The sequence below is a fragment of the Streptomyces sp. NPDC002935 genome, from assembly GCF_040611295.1.
Classification (GTDB): Bacteria; Actinomycetota; Actinomycetes; order Streptomycetales; family Streptomycetaceae; genus Streptomyces.
In genome coordinates, this window is the sequence record NZ_JBEXNW010000010.1 from 36,206 (window position 1) to 59,236 (window position 23,031).

Annotated in this window: 18 protein-coding genes; 5 read left to right on the plus strand and 13 right to left on the minus strand. The window is 71.6% G+C overall.

The window, feature by feature from the left end; all coding sequences use genetic code 11:
- Positions 1-31: 31 nt before the first annotated feature.
- Together ABZX90_RS15545 and ABZX90_RS15550 are read left to right on the plus strand one after the other, a co-directional pair.
- Positions 32-1,474, plus strand: a complete 1,443-nt coding sequence (locus ABZX90_RS15545) for a zinc-dependent metalloprotease (RefSeq protein WP_355205142.1) — start codon at positions 32-34, stop codon at positions 1,472-1,474.
- Positions 1,471-1,992: an NUDIX hydrolase gene (locus tag ABZX90_RS15550; RefSeq protein ID WP_351128922.1), complete on the plus strand. Its 522-nt coding sequence runs from the start codon at positions 1,471-1,473 to the stop codon at positions 1,990-1,992. Before ABZX90_RS15545 ends, ABZX90_RS15550 begins: the two co-directional genes overlap by 4 nt.
- A gap of 97 nt (positions 1,993-2,089) precedes the next feature.
- Here the strand turns inward: ABZX90_RS15550 and ABZX90_RS15555 are convergent, their stop codons facing one another.
- From ABZX90_RS15555 to ABZX90_RS15570, 4 genes are all read right to left on the minus strand, one after another.
- Entirely contained in the window at positions 2,090-2,845 is a 756-nt protein-coding gene (locus ABZX90_RS15555; RefSeq protein ID WP_351128920.1) for an AIM24 family protein, read from the minus strand.
- Between the two features lie 16 nt (positions 2,846-2,861).
- The gene (locus ABZX90_RS15560) at positions 2,862-3,542 is read right to left on the minus strand and encodes an AIM24 family protein (RefSeq protein ID WP_351128917.1); all 681 of its coding nucleotides are present in this window, start codon (positions 3,540-3,542) and stop codon (positions 2,862-2,864) included.
- Between the two features lie 11 nt (positions 3,543-3,553).
- Positions 3,554-5,248 (minus strand): TerD family protein, encoded by a 1,695-nt coding sequence (locus tag ABZX90_RS15565; protein WP_351128915.1) that lies wholly within the window; start codon positions 5,246-5,248, stop codon positions 3,554-3,556.
- A gap of 124 nt (positions 5,249-5,372) precedes the next feature.
- Positions 5,373-5,969, minus strand: coding sequence for a M48 family metallopeptidase (locus ABZX90_RS15570; protein WP_351128913.1), 597 nt, complete (start codon positions 5,967-5,969; stop codon positions 5,373-5,375).
- 217 nt (positions 5,970-6,186) lie between these two features.
- Here ABZX90_RS15570 and ABZX90_RS15575 point away from each other — a divergent pair, with 217 nt between their 5' ends.
- Both ABZX90_RS15575 and ABZX90_RS15580 read left to right on the plus strand, forming a co-directional pair.
- Positions 6,187-7,377 (plus strand): TOMM precursor leader peptide-binding protein, encoded by a 1,191-nt coding sequence (locus ABZX90_RS15575; RefSeq protein ID WP_351128910.1) that lies wholly within the window; start codon positions 6,187-6,189, stop codon positions 7,375-7,377.
- Positions 7,370-8,728, plus strand: a complete 1,359-nt coding sequence (locus ABZX90_RS15580) for an AarF/ABC1/UbiB kinase family protein (RefSeq protein WP_351128908.1) — start codon at positions 7,370-7,372, stop codon at positions 8,726-8,728. Before ABZX90_RS15575 ends, ABZX90_RS15580 begins: the two co-directional genes overlap by 8 nt.
- 78 nt (positions 8,729-8,806) lie before the next feature.
- Here ABZX90_RS15580 and ABZX90_RS15585 read toward each other — a convergent pair whose 3' ends face one another.
- From ABZX90_RS15585 to ABZX90_RS15605, 5 genes are all read right to left on the minus strand, one after another.
- Positions 8,807-9,031 carry a hypothetical protein gene (locus ABZX90_RS15585; protein ID WP_351128905.1) on the minus strand — a complete coding sequence of 75 codons (225 nt, stop codon included), beginning with the start codon at positions 9,029-9,031 and terminating at the stop codon, positions 8,807-8,809.
- 130 nt (positions 9,032-9,161) lie between these two features.
- The gene (locus ABZX90_RS15590; protein WP_351128903.1) at positions 9,162-9,485 is read right to left on the minus strand and encodes a hypothetical protein; all 324 of its coding nucleotides are present in this window, start codon (positions 9,483-9,485) and stop codon (positions 9,162-9,164) included.
- Positions 9,482-9,850, minus strand: a complete 369-nt coding sequence (locus ABZX90_RS15595; protein WP_028802016.1) for a WhiB family transcriptional regulator — start codon at positions 9,848-9,850, stop codon at positions 9,482-9,484. Before ABZX90_RS15595 ends, ABZX90_RS15590 begins: the two co-directional genes overlap by 4 nt.
- Positions 9,851-10,025: 175 nt before the next feature.
- Positions 10,026-10,352, minus strand: coding sequence for a hypothetical protein (locus ABZX90_RS15600; protein ID WP_351128900.1), 327 nt, complete (start codon positions 10,350-10,352; stop codon positions 10,026-10,028).
- 164 nt (positions 10,353-10,516) lie between these two features.
- Positions 10,517-12,712, minus strand: a complete 2,196-nt coding sequence (locus tag ABZX90_RS15605) for an ATP-dependent DNA helicase UvrD2 (protein ID WP_351128898.1) — start codon at positions 12,710-12,712, stop codon at positions 10,517-10,519.
- A gap of 296 nt (positions 12,713-13,008) precedes the next feature.
- On the opposite strand from ABZX90_RS15605, the gene ABZX90_RS15610 reads away from it, so the two are divergent.
- Positions 13,009-13,251, plus strand: a complete 243-nt coding sequence (locus ABZX90_RS15610) for a mycoredoxin (protein WP_351128896.1) — start codon at positions 13,009-13,011, stop codon at positions 13,249-13,251.
- A gap of 6 nt (positions 13,252-13,257) precedes the next feature.
- On the opposite strand, the gene nudC is transcribed toward ABZX90_RS15610, so the two are convergent.
- From nudC to ABZX90_RS15630, 4 genes are all read right to left on the minus strand, one after another.
- A complete protein-coding gene (nudC, locus tag ABZX90_RS15615; protein WP_355205151.1) occupies positions 13,258-14,205 on the minus strand; it encodes an NAD(+) diphosphatase in 948 nt (315 codons plus the stop codon).
- A gap of 95 nt (positions 14,206-14,300) precedes the next feature.
- Complete coding sequence (locus ABZX90_RS15620; protein WP_355205154.1) at positions 14,301-15,719, minus strand: dipeptidase; 1,419 nt, start codon at positions 15,717-15,719, stop codon at positions 14,301-14,303.
- Positions 15,720-15,723: 4 nt separating this feature from the next.
- Positions 15,724-19,335: an ATP-dependent DNA helicase gene (locus ABZX90_RS15625; protein WP_355205157.1), complete on the minus strand. Its 3,612-nt coding sequence runs from the start codon at positions 19,333-19,335 to the stop codon at positions 15,724-15,726.
- A gap of 91 nt (positions 19,336-19,426) precedes the next feature.
- A complete protein-coding gene (locus ABZX90_RS15630) occupies positions 19,427-22,975 on the minus strand; it encodes a UvrD-helicase domain-containing protein (protein ID WP_355205160.1) in 3,549 nt (1,182 codons plus the stop codon).
- Between the last annotated feature and the right edge of the window lie 56 nt (positions 22,976-23,031).

The window sequence follows — 23,031 nt, forward strand, 5'->3', positions numbered from 1 at the left end:
GAACCGGCGGCCTTACCAGCCGAGGAATCCCGTGAGTGACACCCCATTCGGATTCGGCCTTCCGCCGGAGGAGCCGGAGAACGGCGACGAGGGCAAGAAGAAGGACCAGCAGGGCGGCGGTGGTCAGGGACCGTTCGGTTTCGGGCCGCACGGAGCCGGTGGCCCCGGAGCCGACAATCCGCTCGCAGCCATGTTCGGTTCCATGAACCCCAATGACCTGGGCGCCGCGTTCCAGCAACTGGGCCAGATGCTCTCGTACGAGGGTGGTCCGGTGAATTGGGACATGGCCAAGCAGATCGCCCGGCAGACGGTCGCCCAGGGCACCTCTGAGGGCACCAAGGACGCGAGCGTCGGTCCCGCGGAGCGGCAGGCGGTCGAGGAGGCCGTGCGTCTGGCCGATCTGTGGCTGGACGACGCGACGTCCCTGCCCTCCGGTGCCGGCTCCGCGCTGGCGTGGAGCCGGGCGGAGTGGGTCGAGGCGACCCTGCCCGTGTGGAAGGAGCTCGTCGACCCGGTCGCCGAGCGTGTCGGCGCGGCCATGGGCGACGTGCTGCCGGAGGAGATGCAGGCCATGGCGGGCCCGCTCATCGGCATGATGCGCTCCATGGGCGGCGCCATGTTCGGCACGCAGATCGGGCAGGCCGTGGGCGTGCTCGCGGGCGAGGTCGTCGGCTCGACCGACATCGGACTGCCGCTCGGCCCGGTGGGCAAGGCCGCGCTGCTGCCGCTGAACATCGAGTCGTTCGGCAAGGACCTGAGCGTCCCCCAGGAAGAGGTACGGCTCTACCTCGCCCTGCGTGAGGCCGCCCACCAGCGTCTGTTCGCGCACGTGCCGTGGCTGCGCTCTCACCTGTTCGGCGCTGTCGAGGGCTACGCGCGCGGGATCAAGGTCGACACCGCGAAGCTGGAGGACGTGGTCGGCCAGTTCGACCCGCAGAACCCGGAGGAGCTGCAGCAGGCACTCCAGCAGGGCATGTTCCAGCCGGAGGACACGCCGGAGCAGAAGGCCGCGCTGGCCCGCCTGGAGACGGCGCTCGCGCTGGTCGAGGGCTGGGTGGACGCGGTCGTCCACTCGGCGGCCAAGCCGCGGCTCTCGTCGGCCGACGCGCTGCGCGAGACGCTGCGCCGCCGCCGCGCCACGGGCGGTCCCGCCGAGCAGACGTTCGCGACCCTGATCGGCCTGGAGCTGCGTCCGCGCCGGCTGCGGGACGCCTCGCGCCTGTGGGCCTCGCTCACCGACGCGCGCGGTGTGGACGGCCGGGACGGCCTGTGGGCCCACCCGGACATGCTGCCGACGGCGTCCGACCTGGACGACCCGGACGGTTTCGTGCACCGCGAGCACATGGACTTCTCCGAGCTCGACAAGATGCTCGGCGAGGCCGCGAGCGGCACCGCCGAGAAGCCGAACCTGAAGAAGGACGACGACTCCAAGGACACCGACAAGGACGCCGGCAACGGCGACAGCACGAGGTGAGCCTGTACGACGACGCGGTCCTCGTGCTGAAGAACCACGAGGGCCAGGACGAGCTGCGCCAGGTCTATCTCGACCACCTGTCCGGGCACCCGGACGGCATGTGGAAGTCGTGCCACGCCGGGCACGTCACGGCGAGCGCTCTGGTGATCGACCCGGTGCGGGGCCGCGTCCTGCTGACGCTGCACCGCAAGCTCAAGATGTGGCTCCAGATGGGCGGGCACTGCGAGCCGGGCGACTCGACCCTGGCCGACGCGGCGCTGCGCGAGGCGACCGAGGAGTCGGGCATCCAGGGTCTGACCCTGGCGCCGGGCGGCCCCGTGACCCTGGACCGGCACGCCATCCCGGCGCCGTGCCACTGGCATCTGGACGTCCAGTACGCGGCGCTCGCCCCGGCCGACGCCGTCGAGGCCATCAGCGACGAGTCCCTCGACCTGCGCTGGTTCGCCTACGACGAGGTCGCAGCGGTGGCCGACGCTTCGGTCGTACGGCTCCTGGAAGGGGCCCGCGCACGGCTGTGACCGCCGCGGGCGCGACCGACGGGTAAGGGGCGACCGCCATGGGCGGTCGCCCCTTACCCGTGCTCGCTGGACCGTCGCTTCCCGAACGGCCGGGCGGTCAGCTCCAGGCGTTGCCCTGGTTCTGCGCCTGCACCCCTTGCTGGCCCATGCCGTACTGGGCGCGCAGCCCCTGACCGATGCCCGCGTTCTGCGGCGGCAGCAGTTCACTGGGCTGGACCAACGCGTAGCCGGTGCCCATGAAACTGAGCTCCCAGCCCTCACCGGTGTTGCCGCGGCGCCGCCACACTCCGGAGGAATGGGTCTGGGCCTGCATCTGCACGCGCAGGCCGGTGGACCACGCGACGATCGCGTCGGCGTCACAGTTGACGTACCGGTCCGGGGTGACCTGCATCATCAGCGGCATCCCGGAGGTCATCAGCGCGACCTTGCCGCGCCCCGTGATGTTGAGCTGGTACTTGCCGGAGCCGGAGATGCCGTACTGGCTGTCCACGGCGATGACCTCGTGGTGCAGCCCGGAGTCCATCGCCAGCACATAGCTGCTGTCGACGGTGAGTCCGTCCTGGTCCACGTCGACCACGTGCACGTGCTGGCCGAGGTTGGCGAGGTAGACCGTGCCCTGCCCGTGGCAGCGCATCAGGTCGAGGCCCTCACCGGTGTACGCACGCGCGCGGTGCTGGCTGTTGTTCTGGTACTCGGCGTCGAACTCGACGAGACCCTGGTACGCGACCATGGTGCCCTTGCGGGCGAGGATGTCGTCGTGGCCCTCCAGGACGATGCGCAGCATCTGCGAGTTCTGCAGGCTGTAGCGATCCTGGGTCTGCTGCTCGTTGTAGCCGAAAAGCGGGCTCTGCATGGTGTCCTGCTCCCCCTCAGCCCCGGACTCGGAGGCGGTCGGTGCTGTCCTCGCTGGGCTGGACGACGACGATGCCCTGCCCGGAGAACGCCATCTGGTACGCCTCGCCGCTGCCGCGTCCGATCAGCGACTGTGCCTTGAAGCTGCGCTTGCCCTTCACCTTGAGGTTCGGGGACCAGGCGACGAGCGCGTCCGGGTCGACGTACGTCTCGTCCTCACCGCCGCCGCAGTCGACGACGATCGGCTTGCCCCGGGACGTCAGCGCGACCCAGCCCTGACCGGAGATCTTGGTGTTCCACAGACCCTGTCCGGCGAACTTGGCGAGCCCCTTCACCCGCTCGACACCCCAGGTGAGGTGGGCGTCGAAGGCGAGGAGGTTCGTCGCGTTGACGGAGATCGCGTCCCCGTTGAGGTTGATGACGACGACGTTCGCCCCGTAGTCGGCGAGGTAGAGGAGGCCGTCGCCGGAGCACTTCATGAGGGGCGCGCCCTCGCCGGTCATCCAGTCGCGTGCGATCTGGCGTACGGCGGGCGGGTTGGGCTCGTACTGGACGAACCCTTCGTAGGCGACCATCGACCCCACGCGCGCGAAGAGGTCGCTTCCGGTCTGCATGGCGACCTTCAGCATGTGATTGCCGTGGTTCTCCATGCGCGCGGTGACGGGTGCCGGGGCAAAGCCCGCGAATGGCTGGTTCATGACGGGCTCCCTCAGACCTCGTACGGCTGGACGACGACGAAATTGCCTGGCGCGGCACGGAACTGGAGGTTCACGCTCTCGCCGGTGTCGCCGGGGTAGGCGTTCCGGCGCATCCTCACCTGGCTGGAGACGATCACCTGCGCCGCGGCGGACCAGGCGACGACGGCGTTGCAGTCGGCGAAGGTCGTGGGCGTCACCGGCAGGACGACCGGGGCGCCGTGCGTCTTGACGACGATGGTGCCGGTCCCCTGGAACTGCATCGTGAACAGCGCGCCACCGGGGATGCCGTGCCCCTCGATGCGACGGACCTCGTACTGGAGGGACTCGTCGAAGGCGAGGACGTTCTCCGCGGAGACACAGATCGCGTCTCCCTGGAGTTCGATCGGGTGCACATGGGTGGCGTTCTCGGCGAAGAACACCTGGCCCTGGCCGGTGCAGCGCATCAGCTGCATCTCCTGGCCGGTCGCGTTGCCCACGAGCCGGCCGGCGAATCCGGCGCCCTTGTAGCTGAAGTCGACCTTGCCCTGGTACAGCACCATGCTGCCCTGTCGGGCCAGCACGGGCTGACCGCCGATGCCGAGATCGACACGGATCAGCTTCTTGTTCTGCGGAGTCCACCGCTGACCGGTGGGCGTCTCCTTGAAGGCTCCCAGCGCGGCGGCCACACCGGCCCCAGCCTGCGGGGCGCCCTGGGGGACGCCGTACGGGGAGGGGGCGCCGGGCTGAGCCGGGAACTGCCCGGGTGCCTGGCCCGGAATCTGTCCGTACTGCGGCTGCTGGCCGTAGCCGGGGGGTGCCGTCGGAGGCTGCTGACCGTAGCCGGGAGGCGCGGTCGGCGCCTGCTGGCCGTAACCGGGCGGCATCTGAGCCGTCTGGCCGGGCGGCTGCTGGCCGTAGCCGGGCGGCGGACCCGGTGGACCGGGCGGCTGCACGTACGGCGCGGGGCCCGGCGGCGGAACGGTGCCGCCCGGCGGGGTGTGCAGCGGCCCCACGATGGTCGGGGCGGCGTGCACGGAGGGCGCGGGCTGCGTGGCACCGGGTGGCGGTGCGAAGCCCTGCGCGGCGGGTGCCGGGGCGGGAGCCACCGGAGCGCCGAACGTGGGCGGCGCGGTGGCCTGGGCCGGCGGGGCGAAGGACGGTGCGGCGCCGGACTGCGGCTGCGGGGCGGCGGGCGCCTCCTCGGCGACCTCACCGCCGAAGTTCTTCAGCAGCGCGTCGAGGCCGCCGTCGAAGCCCTGTCCCACGGCGGCGAACCGCCAGACGTCCTTCAGGTAGAAGTCGCCCAGCATCACGGCACGCTCGGTGGAGAACTCCGCGCCATTGAACGTGTAGCGGGCCACCTCCTCGCCGCCCGCGACGACGCGGAGGTATCCGGGGGCGATCTGCGACATCTGTCCGGCGCCGTCGATCGTCGCCGTGAACGACAGTTTCTGGATCTGCGCCGGAATCCGGTCGAGGGTGACCCGGAAGGACTCCGTGTCACCCGACTGCGCGCCGAGCTGCTGAATGGACTCCTCAGGGGACTTCGGCTGGTTGAAGAAGACGAAGTACCGGTCGTCCGACAGCCGTTCGTCGGCGTCCAGCCCGAAGCAACTGATGTCGAAGGTCAGTCCGGGGCCGGTGATCTGCACACCTACGTACAGATCTGTGCCCGCGGTGAGGTCACTGATCTTGGCCTTGTGGCCGCGTTGGAATTCCCTGGCCATGCGTAACGACCGTCCCCCATCCCGATGCGAGTGCGTCGCGTCAGGCTAACGGCAAAGTCCGGAAGTGGACGATGCCGGTACAGACCCGGTACACAATCGCCCCCGCGGCGGGCCCGGCCGGCTCCTACTCGTCGCGCGCGGCGGGGAGGTGGGGCAGCCGGTCGGCGGCGACGACGCCTTCGAGATATCCGCGAGCGCGCTCGGTCCGCGGATAGGCCTCCAGAAGCCGCCAGAAGCGCGGCCCGTGGCCGGGTACGAGCAGGTGGGCGAGCTCATGGAGGAGGACGTAGTCGACGACGTACTCGGGCATGCCCTGCAGCCGGTGCGACAGACGGATGCTGCCCTCGGAGGGGGTGCACGAGCCCCAGCGGGTGTTCTGGTTGGTGACCCAGCGCACCGACGACGGCCGCGCCCGGCCGTCGAAGTACTGGGCCGACAGTCGCTCGGCACGCTCGGCCAGCTCGGTGTCGCCGAGCACCCGTTTGCTTTCCTGGGCGGCCAGCTTGTCGAGCATGACGGTCACCCAACGCTGCTCCTCCGCCTCGGACATACGGGCGGGGATGAGCACGACGGTGCGATCGCCCTCGCGGTACGCGGAGACAGTTCTGCGCCGTCGGGCGCTCCTGCGGACCTCGATCGCGCTCGCCCCCGAACCGCTCGGCGGCGGGCTCGTCGTGCTGCGCTGTGTTTTTGCGGCGCTGTGCAGTGGGTCGGCGGGCACGCCCCGACGTTACCCGCTGCACATGGGGGAAGTCCCGCCCCCGGGACGGTTCGATGCCGATCCGCACTCCGCGCGTTTGATTTGTGGGACGAACGGGGCCGCCTGTGGACAACTTTCGGCAGGGCCCGGCAGGGACGGGCATGCTGGCATTCGGTCCGCGGTGCGGCAGGCACACCGTGGACATTCGGGGTCGTACTACGGTCTACGGGGGTAGGTCATGCATCCGATCGTGAAGCCCGCGCTGCGGCGCGGCTGGCGGGATCTCAACACCGTGCAGTTCGGAATGGCACCGGCGCACGCGATGGTGCTGGGCCCGATGGACACGGCCACCGGCAGCTTCCTCGAACTGCTCGACGGGACACGCGGAATGCCGCTGCTGCGCGAGCAGGGACGTGAGATGGGACTGCCCGACGGCCATGTCGACGGACTGGTGGACCGGCTGGCCCGGTCGGGCCTGCTGGACGACACGACCGGAGGCGGCCCGGCCGCGGCCGCGTTGCGTGAGAAGAAGGAGGTCATGGACCGGCTGCGATCCGACCTCGCCTCCCTCTCCCTCATCGCTCCCGAGCCGGCCGGGGCCGTCAAGCGTCTGGCCGCCCGCCGCTGCCAGCGCGTACAGGTGCGGGGCGCCGGCCGCGTGGGCGTCGTCCTGGCCGCACTGCTCGCGGGCGCCGGTGTGGGCGAGGTCGAGGTGCGTGACCTCGGCCGCGTCGAACCGTGGGACGTGGCGCCGGGCGGTCTTCCCGTGGAGTCCATCGGGGAGCGCCGGGAGGACGCCGCCCGTCGGGCGGTGCGCCGAGCGGCCCCGGACCGTCCTCCCCGGGCCTCCTCCAAGGAGAGGGAGGGAGAGGAGACTCGCGGGCTGTCCCTGGTGATCCTCGCTCCCCGGGACGGCCTCGCCGTCCACGCACCGGACCCCGCGTCGGCCGAGAGCCTGATCACCTCGGGGACGCCCCACCTCTACGCGGGGGTCGTCGAGGCGACCGGAGTCGTGGGCCCCTTGGTCCTGCCGGGCGACACGGGCTGCGCGGGCTGCCTGGACCTGCGGCGTGCCGACCGGGATCCGACCTGGCCACGCCTGGTCGCGCAGTGGCGCTCGGGGCAGCAGCGCCGAGTGGCCGCCTGCGATCTCGCCCTGGCCGCGGCGGTCGCCGGACTCGCCGCGAGCCACGCGCTCGCCTTCCTGGACGGGGACACGCCCTCCGGCGCGGGGGCCCGCTGGGAGGCATCGCTGCCCGGATGCGACTGGCATGCGACCCCTGTCTGGGCGCATCCCGCCTGCCCCTGCGGCACCGCGGAGAAAACAAAACGGGAGCGGACCTCCGAGGACGGCGAAGCGCACGAGACAATGGCTGGGCAACAGCCGCATGCGGCACGGCTTGCTGGGACCTGGAGGGCGCATGTCTGATCTTCCCCGGAAGGCAGTCACCCGTACTGCCAAACTGGCCGCGCTACCGCTCGGCTTCGCCGGGCGTGCGACCTGGGGACTCGGGAAGCGGATCGGCGGGAAGTCTGCGGAGATCGTGGCCCGCGAGCTTCAGCAGCGCACCGCCGAGCAGCTCTTCAAGGTGCTCGGCGAGCTCAAAGGCGGGGCGATGAAGTTCGGGCAGGCCATGTCCGTCTTCGAGTCGGCGCTGCCGGAGGAGGTCGCTGGTCCCTATCGGGCGGCACTGACGAAACTCCAGGACGCGGCGCCCCCCATGCCGACACGCACGGTCCACTCCGTGCTGGCGGAGAGGCTCGGCGCGGACTGGACCGAGCTGTTCGTGGAGTTCGAGGACAAGCCGTCCGCGGCTGCCTCGATCGGCCAGGTGCACCGGGCGGTGTGGCACGACGGCCGTGAAGTCGCGGTCAAGGTGCAGTATCCGGGAGCGGGCGAGGCCCTGCTGTCCGATCTGACCCAGCTCGGCCGATTCGCCCGGCTCCTCGGTCCCCTGATCCCCGGTATGGACATCAAGCCGCTCATCGCGGAGCTGCGCGACCGGGTCTCGGAGGAGCTCGACTACGGCCTGGAGGCGCAGGCCCAGGCAGCGCACGCCGAGGAGTTCGCGGGCGACCCCGACGTCCTCGTGCCGGCGGTGGTCCACCAGTGCGAGCAGGTCCTGGTCACCGAATGGATCGACGGGGTGCCGCTGTCGGAGGTGATCACCGGCGGCACGCAGGAGCAGCGGGACCGCGCCGGGCAGTTGCTGGCCCGCTTCCTCTTCTCGGGCCCCGCCCGCACCGGCCTGCTGCACGCCGATCCGCACCCGGGTAACTTCCGACTCCTGCCGGACGAGAAGACCGGCTGGCGCCTGGGCGTCCTGGACTTCGGCACGGTGGACCGGCTCCCCGGCGGTCTGCCCCAGCCGATCGGCGACTCCCTCCGCATGACCCTGGACGGTGACGCCGAGTCGGTCTACGAACTGCTCTGCGAGGAAGGCTTCGTCAAGGAGTCGATAGAGCTCGAACCCGACGCGGTCCTGGACTACCTGCTGCCGATCATCGAACCGGCCCAGGCGGACGAGTTCACGTTCACCCGAGGTTGGATGCGCAGCCAGGCCGCCCGCATCGCGGACCCGCGCTCCCCCGCCCACCAGTTGGGCAGGCAGCTGAACCTGCCGCCGGCATATCTCCTCATACACCGGGTGACCCTCAGCACCATCGGTGTCCTGTGCCAGCTCGGCGCTACGGTCCGTCTGCGTGACGAACTGGAGGAGTGGCTGCCGGGATTCGTGCTGGAGGAACTGGACGAAGAGGTGTCGGCCGCCGAGGCGTGAGTCGGCGCCATGGACGCGTCGTCCCGCGGCGCGGAGGTTGCCGATCCGGGTCACGGACCGGCCGCTGTCGAAGCGGGTCTACCACCAGGCCGAATCGAGACGGCCCTCGATCGCTCTGAGATTGCTGCGGGCGCAGTTGTCGCAGAAGTAACGGCGGGTGCCGTTCTCGACGGAACAGGTCCACGTCGGCAGGGGGCCGTCGGCAGGGATGCCGCAGTGGGCGCACACGATCTTCTGGGCTTCGCCCGCGTCGGACCGCGGTGTGGAGCCGGTGCCGTCACTGTCTTCGGGAAGACTCGTCACTCGGGCGACGATATCGCCGCGATCGGCGGTTCGCCCGGCACAACGCACCGCGGGGGCCGGTCCGTTCGGACCGACCCCCGCGGGATTCATTGTCTGCGACTGCTGCGGCTGCTGCGACGAGGTGCGTCGACTACTGCATGACCGCCATGGCCAGCGCGCGCCGGGCTCGCATCGAAGCGCGCTCGGCCCGGCGCTGCATGCGGCGAGCGGTCACCAGGCGCACGGCCCGGCGCTCCTGCTCGGCCTGGTGCAGTCGCTCGTGCATATGCGCACGAGCCAAGGCTTCTGGGATGAGTTGCATCTCTCGGGTCCTGTTCTGACGCGAGTCGTTCGCGCCTGAGGTGGTGAAGTCTGGGGTCGCGGAGCCTGCGGGCTCGCTAGTGGACGGCTTCATCGGGGCCTGCTTCTTGGGGTCGTGCGTCAGGGGGCGGTCGATCGTTCCTCGGATGTTCATGCCGCAACCGGGTTCTTGCGCGGGCGGCCACGCGGCCGCTTGCGGGCCACGACAACACCCTGGACGAAGAGCTCGCCACCCCAGACGCCCCAGGGCTCACGCCGCTCCTTGGCGCCGGCGAGGCAGGCCTCCATCAGCGGGCAGGTGCGGCAGAGAGACTTGGCGTACTCGACGTCGGCCGGCGACTCGGCGAAGAAGACCTCCGGGTCGTAGGAACGGCAGGGGACGGGTACGCCGAGGTTCTCGATGGCGTCGTCGAGCGCGGTGAGCGCAGTGAGCGGGATCAAGGTGGAGTCCTCCGTGAGGCCGGGCGGGGGGATCGTTTCGGAAGGCGGTACGGACGGGGCGTGCGCTTCGAGTTGCACGGTTCGTCTTCCTCGTCTGGTCGTGCCGGCCGGGTTGGCCGGTTGGCGGCTGGTACCGGGTTCTTTTCTTGTCCCGAGGCCCCTTCGCTCTGCTGTCCCCGGTCGGGGACAAACAGAAGGGCCGCGGATCCCGGGTGGGGTTCCGCGGCCCTGAAGGCGCCGGCCTGATCGAGTATCAGGCTGGATCACTCCAGGGTTCAGGCCCACGGAAGGCCCACATCGTGTGGTGCTGCTTCGTCTGCTTCAGGGATCCGGCACCGGCTGCCGCAAAGGCATAGGCATGCGCCTCTGCCACTACTGCCGCTTCCAGTGCCTGGGTCGGTCGCTCATTGCGCTCACTGACGGGAAGACCCGCGAGAGACACGGAGGACGCCGGCCGGACGGCAGGAATGCCGGACAGACCGGTGCCCAGGTTCGAGACGCCGAGCATGCACATAGAGGCGACGACCGAGCGATCGGTCATTTTCACGGTGTTGATGAAGCTGGTGTTGATGCTGATCACTGGAATCGCCTCCTCTCGGCGTCTTGGGGGACCGGTGCGAGCCGGTCCGACGGCTATTAAGTACAGCACGGAACCAGGGCCTTGGAGAAGGCCGCTGCTGCCGTGGTTAAGAACCTATGGGGATTGCTGGGGCATGCGCAAACTATTTTCCCGACGAGTTTGAATCAGTCACCATCGACGTCGCCTCCGACCTCTCGACCTGCGCAGATGGCCAGAACCTCGGCTCCGAAGCGGTTGAGTTTGCGCATGCCGACCCCGGGGATCCTCGCGAGCTCGCCCTCGTCGTCCGGCGCGGTCTCCGCGATCGCCATCAGTGTCTTGTCCGTGAAGACGCAGAACGCGGGCTGCCCGCTGCGCTGCGCCTGCACCGCGCGCCACTCGCGCAACCGCTCGTAGAGGCCCTCGTCCATGTCGGAGGGGCAGCCCTCGCAGCGCAACAGTTTCAGCTCACCGGCGTCGGTGAGGGTGCGCCCGCAGACCCGGCAGCGCGCCGGGGTCCGGCTGGTGCGCCGTACGGCGGTGACACCGCTCCTTCCGGCACCCCGCTCGATCCCTCCCGAGGCGCCGCCACCGCCGCGGCCCGTCGTGCCGACGGAGCCGGGTCGCAGACCGTCCAGGAACCGGCTGGGGCGTCGGCCGGCGCGGCCCCCCGGAGAGCGGGACAGCGCCCAGGAGACGAAGAGGCGCTCTCTGGCGCGGGTGACACCGACATAGAGGAGGCGGCGCTCCTCCTCGATCTGCTCGTCGGTCTTTGCGTAGGTGATCGGCATCATGCCCTCGGCCACACCGACGAGGAAGACGACATCCCACTCCAGTCCCTTGGCGGAGTGCAGGGAGGCGAGGGTGACTCCCTGCACGGTCGGGGCGTGCTGGGCGCTCGCGCGCTCGTCGAGCTCGGCCACCAGGTCACCGAGCGTCGCGCCGGACTTGGCGCTCGCGAAATCCTGCGCGAGGTTCACCAGGGCGGCCAGCGACTCCCAGCGTTCTCTGACCGCGCCGGAGCCGGCCGGGGGCTTGTTGGTCCAGCCCTCGCCCGAGAGCACCGCTCGGACCTGCGAGGGCAGATCGACGACATCGTCGAGCAGCGAGTCGTTGCCGCCGAAGCGGGCTGCCGCGCGCAGGGCCGCGCCCGCTTTGCGCACCTCCGGGCGGTCGAAGAACCGCTCGGCGCCGCGCAGCTGGTAGGGCACACCGGCGTCGGCGAGGGCCTGTTCGTAGATCTCGGACTGGGAGTTCGTGCGGAACAGGATCGCGATCTCACCGGCGGGGACGCCCGAGGCGACCAGGTCGCGGATGCGGCGGGCGGCGCCCTCGGCCTCGGCGGGTTCGTCCGTGTACTCGGCGTAGACGGGCTCGGCGCCCGCGGGGCGCTGGGAGATCAGTTCGAGGCGGTGGTCGGCGGCCCGGCCGCGGGCCTGGGAGAGCAGGCCGTTGGCGAGGTGGACGACCTGGGGCGAGGAGCGGTAGTCGCGGACGAGCTTGACGACGGTGGCTCCGGGATGGCGGGTGCGGAAGTCGAGAAGGTGGTCGGGCGTTGCACCGGTGAACGAGTAGATCGTCTGGCTGGCGTCACCGACCACGCAGAGGCTGTCCCGCTCGCCGAGCCACAGCTCCAGAAGGCGTTGCTGGAGCGGGCTGACGTCCTGGTACTCGTCGACCACGAAGTGCTGGTACTGGGAGCGGACCTGCTCGGCGATGTCGTGGCGGTCCTGCAGGATGGCGACCGTCAGCAGCAGGACGTCCTCGAAGTCGATGACCGCGCGGTCGCGCTTGAGGTCCTCGTACGCCGAGTAGATCTGGGCGATCTCCGCCGGGTCGCGAGGGGCTTCGCGGCCGGCCCGGGCGGCGGCCGCGGCGTAGTCGGCGGGAATGGTCTGGGTGACCTTGGACCACTCGATCTCGCCGGTGACGTCCCGCAGCTCTCCGCGGTCGAGACGGATGCGGCAGGCGGCCGCCGCGTCCACGACGAGCTGGATCTTGCGGTCCACCAGACGGGGCAGACTGCCACCGACCGCTTTCGGCCAGAAGTACTGCAGCTGGCGCAGCGCGGCGGAGTGGAAGGTACGGGCCTGGACCCCTCCGGCGCCGAGCAGGCGCAGACGGCCACGCATCTCGCCGGCGGCCCGGTTGGTGAAGGTGACCGCGAGCACGCTGGAGGGCTGGAGGATCCCCGCGCGCACCCCGTAGGCGATGCGGTGGGTGATCGCCCGCGTCTTGCCGGTGCCGGCGCCCGCCAGCACGCACACCGGACCGTGCAGGGCCGTGGCGACCTCGCGCTGCTCGGGGTCGAGCCCGTCGAGCACCGCGTCGGCCGTGTCCGGAACCTGCGGGAAGAGGGTGGAGTGCGTTGCTGCTGTCACCCCGCCATGCTGCCAGGTCGGCGGAGACGGATGAGCCGGTTGTCCACAGGGAGGCGCCTGCAGTCGTACGAATGCGGCAAGCGTCACGTCCGCCCCGTGCGACGGGGGTCGCATCTCGGCCATGCCTCGGGCGCACGCCCTCCCCCGCCGCGGCCGTCGCACCAGCCGCGCGAGGCGGTGCGGCGAGCATCACGTCACGGTGCTGCCCCTGATACCCCCCACGGGAATGGCATCCGGGTGACGTGCGTTCCACTGGCAGCGAACGCGCACCCGAAGCCGTGAAGGAGCCATTGGACATGCAGGGCACTGTGACGATGTACAGCACCACGTGGTGCGGCTACTGCCGTCGGCTCAAGGGCCAGATGGACCGCGAGGGCATCACGTACAACGAGATCAACATCGAGCAGGACCCGCAGTCCGCGGCGTTCGTCGAGAAGGCGAACGGCGGAAACCAGACGGTTCCCACCGTTCTCTTCCCCGACGGTTCGACGCTCACGAACCCTTCGCTCGCGCAGGTCAAGCAGAAGATCGGCGTCTGACCGACGTCAGGCGAGGTCCTGCCGTGTCGGCAGGGGCTTGCCGTACCAGAGCTCGATCAGGCGGGCCGCAATCGAGATTCCGTAGGGAGGCAGCACCTCTCCGGACTCGAAGGCGGCCCGCAGGTCGTCCCGGGAGAACCAGCGGGCTTCCTCGATCTCCTCGCCGTCGACGTTGATCTCCGACGAGGTGGCGCGGGCCCTGAAGCCCAGCATGAGGCTGGAGGGGAACGGCCAGGGCTGGCTGGCGACGTAGTCGACCTCGCCGACCGTGACGCCCGCCTCCTCGAAGACCTCGCGGCGTACGGACTGCTCGATCGACTCGCCGGGCTCGACGAAGCCCGCGAGCGTGGAGAAACGGCCCTCGGGCCAGTGCACCTGGCGGCCGAGGAGGATGCGGTCCTCGTCGTCCGTGACGGCCATGATCACGGCCGGGTCGGTACGCGGGTAGTGCTCGGCGCCGCACGCGGGGCAGCGGCGGATGTGACCGGCTGCCGCGATGACCGTGCGCTCACCGCAGCGGGAGCAGAAGCGGTGCAGGCGCTGCCAGTTCTCCAGCGCGACCGCGTGCACCATCAGGCCGGCGTCGCGCGGGGACAACAGAAGACCGGCCTCGCGCAGACCCGCCGGGCGGGCGGACTGGTCGATCCGGCCGGGAAGGGAGTCCTTCTGGAGCGCGAAGTAGCTCACGCCGTCGTCGTCCGTGCCCAGGAAGTAGCGGTGCGCCTCGGTGAGCGGGGCCTCGAAGGACGGCGTCATCAGCAGTTCGGTGCTGCCGTCGGCCATCTCATCGATGAGCACCTGACCGCCGGAGACCACGAAGGCGCGGGTCGTGGGGTGGCTCCAGGCCGCCGCGAGCCAGGCCTCGTCGAGCCGCTGGTGGGCGGCCCGGTCGATGCCGCTCGGAGCGGTGAGCGAGATGGGACGGTCGGCGCTGTAGTCGGTCCAGGTGGTCACGGGTGCTTCCAACTCCCCCGATGGAACGGTTATTTCGGCAGGCGGTTCAGCGGGACGGGCGGGCGGTGCGCTCTTGGGGCTGTGGATCGGCTTGTTCAGTGTGTCTCGCGCCAGTTCTCGGCCAGGTCGCCCCACAGGTAGGCGGTCGTTTCGACGCCCTTCATGAGGAGGTCGAGTTCGACCTTCTCGTTGGGGGCGTGCCAGCCGTCCGAGGGAACGGAGATGCCCAGGAAGAGCACCGGGGCACCGAGGACTTCCTGGAGGTCGGCCGCCGGTCCCGAACCGCCCTCGCGGGTGTAGCGGATGGGCTGCTCGAAGGCGCGGCCCATGGCACGGACGACGGACTGCAGGGCGGGGTGGTCCAGTGGCGTCAGGCACGGGCGCGTGGCCGCGCCGAACGTGATCGCGTGCCGGATGCCGTCGGGTACCTGCTCGGCCGCCCAGGCTCGTACGGCCTTCTCGATGTGGTCCGGGTCCTGTCCCGCGACCAGCCGGAAGGAGAGCTTCACCAGGGCCGAGGACGGGATGATCGTCTTGCTGCCGGGGCCCTGGTAGCCGCCGCCGATGCCGTTGACCTCGGCGGTCGGGCGGGCCCAGACGCGCTCGAGGGTGGTGTGCCCGGCCTCTCCGTGGGTGGCCGTCGACCTGGCCGTGCGCAGCCACCGCTCCTCGTCGAAGGGCAGTTCGGCGAAGAGTTCGCGCTCGCGGTCGGTGAGTTCGGTGATGCCCTCGTAGAAGCCGGGTACGGCCACGCGTGCGTGCTCGTCGTGCAGGGCGGCGACCAGGCGGGCGGCCGCGGTGGCCGGGTTGGGCACGGCGCCGCCGAACGACCCTGAGTGGATGTCCTGCTCGGGCCCGTGCAGCTCGATCTCGCACTCGGCGAGGCCGCGCATGCCCGTGCAGACCGTGGGGGTGTCCTCGGACCACATGCCGGTGTCGGAGACGATCACGGCGTCGGCGGCGAGTCGCTCCGCGTGCCCCTCGACGAGGTCGCGGAAGTGCGGGGAGCCGGATTCCTCCTCGCCCTCGATCAAAAGCTTGAGGTGCACGGCCGGGGCGGTGCGCCCGGTGGCCGCGAGGTGGGCCCGGACGCCGAGTGTGTGGAAGAACACCTGGCCCTTGTCGTCGGCGGCCCCGCGCGCGTGGAGGCGGTTTCCGCGGATCACGGGCTCGAAGGGCTCGGTGTCCCAGCCGTCCTCGCGGGCGGCCGGCTGCACGTCGTGGTGCCCGTAGACGAGGACGGTGGGAGCGTCGGGGTCCTCGGAGGGCCACTCGGCGAAGACGGCCGGGGCGCCCGCGGTCGGCCAGACCTCGCTGGTCGGGAAGCCGGTCTCCCGGAGTTTGGCGGCGAGCCAGTCAGCGCTGCGTGCCACGTCCGCGGCGTGGTCGGGCTGAGCCGAGACCGAGGGGATGCGCAGCCACTCCGCGAGGTCGTCGAGGAAGGCGACGCGGTGGGTCTCGATGTACGTGCGGACGGTGCTGACGGCGTTGTCAACGGGCTTGCTCATGTTCATGAGCCTATCCGCCCACAGAGGCGTGTTCGTCCGGCGGTTCTCCGGGAGCCACGTCCCGGGGACCCGCCGGGTCCTCGGTGAGCAGCCGCTCCAGTGCGGCACGGTCCGGGAGGCCGTCCGGTCGTACGACCGCGCCGTCGCGGACGTACAGGAACGCGGCCGTGACGGATTCCAGGGGCACCCGCCGCTGCTCGGCCCAGGCCAGCCGGTACACCGCGAGCTGGAGGGGGTCGGCGGTGCGGTCGTGGCTGGTCTTCCAGTCGACGATCTCGTACGTCGTCCCGTCGCCGTCGCCCTCCCTGTAGACGGCGTCGATCCTGCCGCGGACGACCCGTCCGGCGATCGCGAGCTGGAAGGGCGCCTCGACGCGGTACGGGGTGCGGTGCGCGTAGGGAGTGCGTTCGAAGGCGTCCTTCAGAGCTTCCAGGTCGCGTTCGTCGGCGATCTCCGCCTCGCTGCCGGGCAGTTCCTCGGGCTCCAGCATCGGCAGCCGCAGCTCTTCGAAGCGGGACTCCACCCAGGCGTGGAAGCGTGTGCCCCGGCGCGCGGCGGGCTGCGGGGGGCGCGGCATGGGCCGTGCGAGCTCCTGTGCGAAGCCGTCCGGGTCGGCGGCCAGGCGCAGCAGCTGGGAGGCGGTGAGCGAGGCCGGCAGGGGTACGTCGGTGACGGTGGCGCGGGTGCGCAGGAGTTCGCCGGTCAGCGCGTCCAGGTCACGGTCCCAGGAGGCAAGGGTGCGGGCCTCTTCGGGCGTGAGGCGCGCGCTCCCGGTCTGGGGGTGCGAGCGGGCGGCCGGGGACGGGCCCTGGGCCTGGTGCGGGACCGTCGGGCGCCCGTTCCCGCGATCGGCCGGGCGGTCCCCCGGTCGATCCGTCGTCCAGGAGTCCCAGTCGGAGTCGTCGCCCTCGGGCAGGGCGGTCTCCGCGAAGTCGCCCTCCGGGAAGGCGTCCTCGGGCAGGTCTCCTTCGGGGAAATCGTCCTCGGGAAGGTCGCCCTCGTCGTAGGGCGGGATGTCGTCGTCGGGCGGAGGCGGCCACTCCGGATCGTCGTGCGAGGCAGGGTCGTGGGCGGCGGGTCGGCGGGCGTCGGCCCCCGGGTGGGCCTCGTCGTGGGACGCGACCCGCTCCAGGTGGGCGAGTACGGTCTCCGCCGCCGTGCGACGCCGGGCGAGGGCCGCGCCGTCGAGCGGGAGCGGCCAGGCGTGGTCGGCGGCCGCCTCGTGCAGGGCCGGGTTGTCCTCGTCCTCCGCGGGTTCGTCCGCCCAGACCTCGATCTCGCCGTGTCCGGCCGCGCAGTGGTCGTACAGGGCGTGCAGGAAGTCCGAGGGGCCGCGCGGTCGCTTCTGGGAGGGGCCCCACCAGTGGCCGGAGCCGAGCAGGAGCGAGCGGGGGCGGGTGAACGTGACATAGCCGAGGCGCAGTTCCTCGGTGTGCTGGTGGTCCTTCATGGCCTCGTGGAAGGCCTTGACGCCCCTGGCGTCCCAGGTGTCGATGTCGGGCAGGGTGTCGGCGTCGCCGCGCAGCTTGTGCGGCAGGACCTTTCCCTGGGCGGTCCATTTCTCGCGGCCCTGGCTGCTGGGAAACGTGCCGTTGACGAGGCCGGGGACGGCGACCACGTCCCACTCCAGGCCCTTGGACTTGTGCGCGGTGAGCACCTTGACGGTGTTCTCGCCGCCGGGCAGGGCGTTGTCCAGGCCCTTCTCGTACTGCGCGGCAATGCGCAGGAAGCCGAGGAAGGCCAGCAGGCTCGCCTCGCCGTCGCCGGAGGCGAAGGACGCGGCGACGTCCAGGAAGTTCGACAGGGTCTCGCGGCGGCGGGCGGCCAGGGCGTGCGGGGACGCGGAGAGCTCGACCTCCAGTCCGGTGACGGCCAGCACTCGGTGCAGGACGTCCATCAGGGGGTCGGCGAGCGAGCGGCGCAGGTCGCGAAGTTCGGCGGCGAGCCGCGCGAAGCGCACGCGCGCGTCCGGCGAGAAGGGCAGCCCGTCGTCGTCCCCCGCGGCCTCGATGGGTGTCTCCAGGAAGGTGTCGAGGGCGTCGGCGAGCGATATCACCTCGGCCGGGTCGACCCCCTCCACGGCCGCGGCGAGCCGGCGGTCCGGATCGTCGTCGGCCCCCACGCGCGCGTGGGACACGAGCAGACGTGCGCGGCGCCCGAGGAGGGCGAGATCGCGCGGGCCGATCCGCCAGCGCGGGCCGGTGAGCAGACGGACGAGGGAGGCGTTCGCCCCGGGGTCCTGGAGAACCTCGCAGACCGCGACGAGGTCGGCCACCTCGGGCAGGTGCAGCAGACCGGAGAGGCCCACCACCTCGACGGGGATGTCGCGGGCGACGAGTGCGCCCTGGATCTCTCCGAAGTCGGTGGCGGTGCGGCACAGGACCGCGATCTCGGCGGGTTCCTTGCCGGTGCGTACGAGATGGGCGATCGAGTCGGCGAGCCAGTCGATCTCCTCGGCGTGGGTGCGCAGCAGCGCGCAGCGCACCAGGCCGTCCCGCTCGGCTCCGGGGGCGGGCCGCAGCGCCTCCACGCCCGCGTGCATGGCGCGCAGCGGCTCCGCGAGGCCGTTGGCGAGGTCGAGGAGCCGGCCACCGCTGCGGCGGTTCTCGCTGAGCGACTGGCGGGTCGCGGGGCGGCCGTCGGGGCGCGCGAAGTGCTCCGGGAAGTCGTCGAGATTGGCCACGGAGGCGCCGCGCCAACCGTAGATCGCCTGGCAGGGGTCGCCGACCGCGGTCACGGGGTGCCCGGTGCCGTCGCCGAACAGTCCGGCGAGCAGGACGCGCTGGGCCACCGACGTGTCCTGGTACTCGTCCAGCAGGACCACCCGGAACTCGTCGCGCAGGATCTCTCCGACCTCTGGACGGGTGCGGGCCAGGGTGGCGGAGAGGGCGATCTGGTCGCCGAAGTCGAGGAGGTCGCGTTCGCGTTTGGCCGCCCGGTAGCGGCCCACCAGCTCGGCGAGGGCACGCCGGGCGGCGGCGGCCTCGGGGATCTTGCGCAGGTCCGCGTTGGTGAGTCCGACGCCCTCCAGGGTGCGCAGCAGCTCGGCGTCGTAGGCGCGCAGGTCCTCCGCCCGTACGAGGTGTTCGGAGAGCTCGGAGTCGAGCGTCAGGAGGTCGCCGACGAGGTCCGGGAAGGAGCGTGTCAGCGCCGGATAGGGGCCCGGGGCCTCGCGCAGCACGCGTGCGGCGAGCTGGTAGCGGGTGGCGTCGGCGAGCAGCCGGGAGGTCGGTTCGAGCCCGATGCGCAGGCCGTGGTCGGTGAGCAGGCGGCCCGCGAAGGCGTGGTACGTGGAGATGACCGGCTCGCCCGGCGGGTTGTCGGGGTCGATGACGTCCGGGTCGGTGACGCCCGCCTTGACGAGCGCCTTGCGGACGCGTTCGGCGAGTTCACCCGCCGCCTTGTTGGTGAACGTCAGGCCGAGGACCTGTTCGGGGGCGACCTGCCCGGTGCCGACCAGCCACACGACGCGTGCCGCCATCACCGTGGTCTTGCCCGATCCGGCTCCGGCCACGATCACCTGCGGGGCGGGCGGTGCGGTGATGCACTCCGTCTGCTCCGGGGTGAACGGGATGCCGAGGAGCTCTTTGAGTTGCTCGGGGTCGGTGATACGGGCGGGCATGTCGGAGAGGCTAGCGGCGTCCACTGACAGCGGTGGCCACATCGGTGTCCGGGGCGAAAGAACCCCTGGTCAGCACATGTGGTGCCGTACGTCACTCGATGACTTGGCGTCCCTCCGGCCGGGCACTGCAGGATGCCCGGAACGAGCAGTGTGTGCAGTGTTGTCCCGTGGTCGGCGAGAACCGTTCGTCGAGGACCTTGCCGGCGGCGTTCGCCAGGAGGTCGCCGACCCACTCGCCCTCCAGCGGCTCCTGTGCCTGCACCTTGGGGAGGGTCTCGCCGCCGTTCTTCTTCGCGGCGCCCTGGCGGAGCTGGACGAGTTCGGCGCCGCCCGCTTCGGGGCGTACGCCGTCGAAGGCGTCGTCGACCGCGCCTTCGCCGACGGCCAGCTGATAGACGGCGAGCTGGGGGTGGTGGGTCACCTCGGCGGCGCTGGGCGCCTGCTTGCCGGTCTTGAAGTCGACCACGTAGGCGCGGCCCTCGGTGTCCGTCTCGACGCGGTCCATGGAGCCGCGGATGCGTACTTCGTAGGAGCCCGCTTCGAGCGTCACGTCGAAGTCGTGCTCGCTGGCCACCGGCGTACGGCCGGTGCGGTCCATGACGTGCCACTTCAGGAAGCGTTCGAGCGCCACGCGCGCGTGCTCCTTCTCCTGCGCGGACTTCCAGGGCGCGTCGAAGGCGAGCGCGTTCCACACGGAGTCGAGGCGCTCCATGAGGACGTCGAGGTCGGCGGGGGTACGTCCGGACGCGACCTCGTCGGCGAGGACGTGCACCACGTTCCCGAAGCCCTGGGCGGCCGTCGCGGGCGCGTCGGCCTTCACCTCCCGCCCCAGGAACCACTGCAGGGCACAGGTGTTGGCGAGTTGGTCGAGGGCGCTGCCGGAGAGCACGACGGGCTGGTCGCGGTCGCGCAGCGGAACCTTGCTCTCCGTCGGCTCGTACATGCCCCACCAGCGGTAGGGGTGTGCGGAGGGGACCAGCGGGCGGCCGTCCTCGTCGGCGAGCGCGGCGAGCCGGGCGAGCCGGCGGGCCGCGGCCTGCCGGAGGTTCTCCGAGACGCGCGGGTCGACCGTGGTGGCGCGCAGCTCGGCGACCAGGGCGGCGACGGACAGGGGGCGGCGCGGGCGGCCGGTCACGTCCTTGGGTTCGACGCCGAGTTCGGTGAGGAAGCGCGAGGGCTGGTCGCCGTCGTCGGCGGGCGCCTTCACGGCGGTCACGACCAGGCGTTCACGCGCACGCGTGGCGGCCACGTAGAACAGCCGACGCTCTTCGGACAGGAGCGCCCCGGGGGTGAGGGGTTCGGCGAGCCCGTCCCGCCCGATGCGGTCGGCCTCCAGCAAGGACCCGCGGCGGCGCAGATCAGGCCACAGGCCCTCCTGGACGCCCGCGACGACGACGAGGCGCCACTCCAGGCCCTTGGAGCGGTGGGCCGTCATCAGGCGTACGGCATCGGGGCGGACAGCCCTGCGGGTGAGCGTGTCGGCCGCGATGTCCTCGGCGTCGATCTCCTCCAGGAAGTTCAGGGCGCCACGGCCTCCGGTGCGCTCCTCCGCGCGCCCGGCGGTCGCGAACAGCGCGCACACGGCGTCGAGGTCCCGGTCGGCGTTGCGCCCGGCCGCGCCGCCGCGCCGTGCGGCCCGCTCCAGGCGCTGCGGCCAGGGTGTGCCCTCCCACAGGTCCCAGAGGGCCTCCTCGGCCGTCCCGCTGCCCGCGAGTCGCTGACGTGCCTTGCGCAGCAGCGCGCCGAGGCGCTGGGCCCCTCGGGCGTACGCCGGGTCGTGCGCGACGAGCCGCTCGGGCTCGGCCAGCGCGCGGGCGAGCAGGACGTCGGACGGCGGCGGTACGAGGTTTCCGGCGGCGCGCTCCTCCTCTCGCAGCGCCCGCCCCAGGCGTCGCAGGTCGGCGGCGTCCATGCTCGCGAGAGGCGAGGCGAGGAGGGTGAGCGCGGTCTCGATGTCGAGCCAGGACGCGACGTGCACGTCGTCGGCGGTGTCCGCGCGCGGGCCGGTGTCCTGGAGCGGGCCGACGCGTTCGGAGGCTTCGGGGCCTCCGGCGTCCTCCGCCTCGTTGGTGCCTTCGGTGCCTTCGGTGCCTTCAGGGACTTCGGGGAGTTCGGGGTTCTCCGGCGCCTCAGCACCCTCGGAGGCATCGCCGGCCTCCGGCGCATCGGCATCCACGGAGACCTCGGCACGTGTCTCGGCCTCGGCATCGGACACCCCTTGCGCACCAGCGACCGCGCCCGGCTCCGACTCCGCCCGGGCCACCGCGCGCAGCGCCGTCAGCAGCGGCGCGACGGCGGGTTCGTGCCGCAGGGGCAGATCGTCGCCGTCGATGTCGAGGGGCACGCCCGCGGAGGTGAGCGCCCGCCGGATCGTGGGGATCGTCCGGGAACCGGCACGCACCAGGACGGCCATGTCGCCCCAGGGAACACCGTCCTCCAGGTGGGCGCGGCGCAGGATGTCCGCGATGTTGTCGAGCTCCGTGCCGGACGTCGGGTACGTGTAGACCTCGGTGTGTCCCCCGTCGCGTACCGGGGACAGGTCGCGGTGGGCGCGGACCTTCTCCGCCGGCAGGCGGGTCAGCGGCATGCGCTGGGTGAGGCGGCGGGTGGCCTCCAGCAGGGCGGCGCCCGAGCGGCGGGACGTCCTGAGGACCTCGACCGGGGCCGGGCGGCCGTTCGCGCGCGGGAAGGCATCGGGGAAGTCCAGGATGCCGTTCACGTCGGCGCCGCGGAAGGCGTAGATCGACTGGTCGGGGTCGCCGAAGGCGACGAGGGTACGCCCGCCGCCCGCGAGGGCGTGCAGCAGCCGCACCTGCGCGGGGTCGGTGTCCTGGTACTCGTCCACGTAGACGGCGTCGTACTGCGCCGCGAGCCGCTCGGCGACCTCGGGGCGCCGGGCGAGGAGCACCGCGCGGTGGACCAGTTCCGCGTAGTCGAGGACTCCTTGCATGTCGAGGACATCGAGGTACTCGGCGAGGAAGGCGGCCGCCGCGCCCCAGTCCGGGCGGCCGATGCGCCGCGCGAAGGCCTCCAGGGCGTCGGGGCCGAGCCCGAGTTCCCGGCTGCGGGCGAGGACCGCGCGGACCTCGTCGGCGAACCCGCGCGTCGTCAGGCAGGCGCGCAGTTCGTCCGGCCAGCGCACATGGGCGAGGCCCAGCCGCTCCAGGCCGGGCTGGCCCGCGAGCAGCTCGCGCACGGCGACGTCCTGCTCGGGGCCGGACAGCAGCCGCAGGGGCTCCACGAACAGGTCGCTGTCCTGGTGGGCGCGGACCAGGGCGTAACAGAAGGAGTGGAACGTGGTGGCCCGAGGGGCACGGGCGGCCCCTATGCGCAGCGCCATACGGTCGCGCAGCTCGACGGCCGCCTTGCGGCTGAACGTGAGGACCAGGATCCGTTCCGGGTCGCCGCCCCGCGCGATCCGGGCGGCCACGGATTCGACGAGCGTGGTCGTCTTGCCCGTACCGGGACCCGCGAGCACGAGCAGCGGACCGCTCCCGTGGTCAACCACCGCGCGTTGTCCTGCGTCAAGACGAGGGGGATCCACCCGGGCCGGCGGAGTGCGCACCAGCCGGTACGCACCGCGGGCCCCCTGGCGCACCGGGGGGTGCGTCAGGCGCCTGGTGGAAGAAGTGGAGCTCACGTGGTTCGCCGGTCCTGGTGGTCGTACTGGTTGGCGGACTGCCGCGCGTCAAGGGC